The sequence below is a fragment of the Legionella sp. km535 genome, assembly GCF_003990085.1.
GTDB lineage: Bacteria > Pseudomonadota > Gammaproteobacteria > Legionellales > Legionellaceae > Legionella > Legionella moravica.
In genome coordinates this window covers 1-2,121 of the sequence record NZ_RZGU01000051.1, presented here as the reverse complement: position 1 = coordinate 2,121, position 2,121 = coordinate 1, and the positions used below count along the sequence as shown (strand labels likewise).

Sequence of the window (2,121 nt, the reverse complement as noted above, 5' to 3'; positions counted from 1 at the left end):
GATGGGCAAGCATTTCGAGGAAATGGGAAGTTAACAGCAGAACAATTAGAGATACGTCGCCTGCAGGAAGAAAATAAACGCCTGAAAATGGAAAAGGAAATCTTAAAAAAGGCGGCGGTCTGTGTGCCACAGGCACATCAACAATAATATTCAAGGAGTAAATATTATTTTGGTAAAGCTATAAGGAAGATGATGGTAGGCCCATCGGTATCGGTTGTCAGGAACAGGTATCAAACCACTTCAAGCTGCTCTTGTTAAGAGCAAGGGTGGTGAGCGTTGAAGAAAAAGCCGAGAACACTCGGCAGGTATGGATTAGAAAGACGAATATCAATGAACCATCGGTGAAGCGTCGTTAGCTTTAAAGATAGTACCAAAACCAAAGTTTACGCCGTACTTTGGGATAAGTTTGCGAGTAGACCTGAAGGCTGCGCAAGTGGTACTCGGCGTGAAGGTGGCGTGAGTCTAATCTGGGCTTCTTTATGGAACTGTGGGAACCAGTCGTTTTGATGATAAGGGAGAAATCCAAGTGACACATTCACAAGGGTGAGAGTACCAATGCAAAGCACTGGGGCGGAACAGCTCGTAGTAGCGAGGAGGTCACTGTAATGGTGACGGAGCAAAGGGGCTGTGCTAAGCAGTCTAATTCAATATTCAACTGATTTACTCAGGAGGAAATACTTGGAAGAGACAAAACCATTTAATATTCCGAAACAACTATTTGTACAAGCCTATAAACTTGTAAAAGCAAATGCTGGTGCGGCTGGTGTTGATGAAGAATCCCTTGAGGATTTTGGAAAAGATCTGAAGAGCAATCTTTATAAGCTTTGGAATAGAATGTCATCTGGGAGTTACTTTCCTCCTGCGGTGAAAGCGGTTCCCATCCCTAAGAAGTCAGGAGGGGAAAGGATACTTGGCATTCCCACGGTGGCAGACAGAATAGCGCAGATGGTGGTCAAGCTAGTTTTCGAGCCAATTGTCGAACCTCATTTTCATCCAGACTCATATGGATACAGGCCTAACAAATCAGCGTTAGATGCCGTAGGTATCACACGACAGAGATGTTGGCAATATGATTGGGTGTTAGAGTACGATATTCGAGGCCTGTTTGATAACATCGATCATCAACTTCTAATGAAAGCAGTAAGAAAGCATACGGACAGTAAATGGGTATTACTCTATATAGAAAGATGGTTGGTAACTCCTATGCAACTACCAGATGGCACTCTTCAAGAGAAAGTCAAAGGTGTGATGCAGGGTGGGGTTATCAGTCCAGTATTAAGTAACTTATTTCTGCATTATGTTTTTGACTCATGGATGACGCGCAATGCTCCAAAGATGTCATGGTGTCGTTATGCAGATGATGGATTGGTGCACTGCATAACAGAGTCTGAAGCACAACAAATTCGACGCAGGTTAGAATCGCGTTTTATGGAATGTGGTTTAGAAATGCACCCTGATAAAACAAAGATTGTTTACTGCAAAGATAGTAATCGTAGATTGAATTATCAAAACACCTCGTTTGATTTTCTAGGATTTACATTCAGACCGAGGGAAGCTAAGAATCAAAGAAATGGTTTACGATTCATAAGCTTTACTCCAGCTGCGAGTAAAACCGCGATGAAAACAATGCGAGCAAAGATTAAGAAATGTCGATTAGGTAGACGAACGGAGCTATCGATACATGATATTGTTGAACGATGTAATCCATTCCTTCGTGGATGGGTTAATTATTATGGACAATATCACATTACTGAAATGGAATCAGTCTTTCGGCATTTCAATCAATCACTAGTCAAATGGGCAATGAGAAAATACATAAGGCTTAATAAAACACAGGCAATTGAGTTTTTGAGTAATCTCGCCAAGGAAAAGCCGAGATTATTTGTACATTGGGATAGAGGAAGGCCAGGTGCGTTTGCTTAGTGGAAGCGGAGTGAGTCGAGAGGTTCACGCTCCGTTTTGAGAGGGGCTGGTGGGGAAGTTCCACCGGTCTACTCACCTCTTTGCTCAAGAAACGAAATAAAATATTCGTTTGTCGCCCAAAATAAGAAGACCTGGCCAGTTGGCTTAATGTGCCAACTCCTGGGCATTACACGGCATGGATATTACAGTTATCAGCAA

Annotated in this window: 1 protein-coding gene; it reads left to right on the top strand. The window is 42.5% G+C overall.

Annotation, left to right across the window (positions count from 1 at the left end; translation table 11 throughout):
- The first annotated feature begins 678 nt into the window (after nt 1-678).
- Nucleotides 679-1,923 (top strand): group II intron reverse transcriptase/maturase, encoded by a 1,245-nt coding sequence (gene ltrA, locus ELY21_RS15440; protein ID WP_127110930.1) that lies wholly within the window; start codon nt 679-681, stop codon nt 1,921-1,923.
- Nucleotides 1,924-2,121 lie beyond the last annotated feature (198 nt).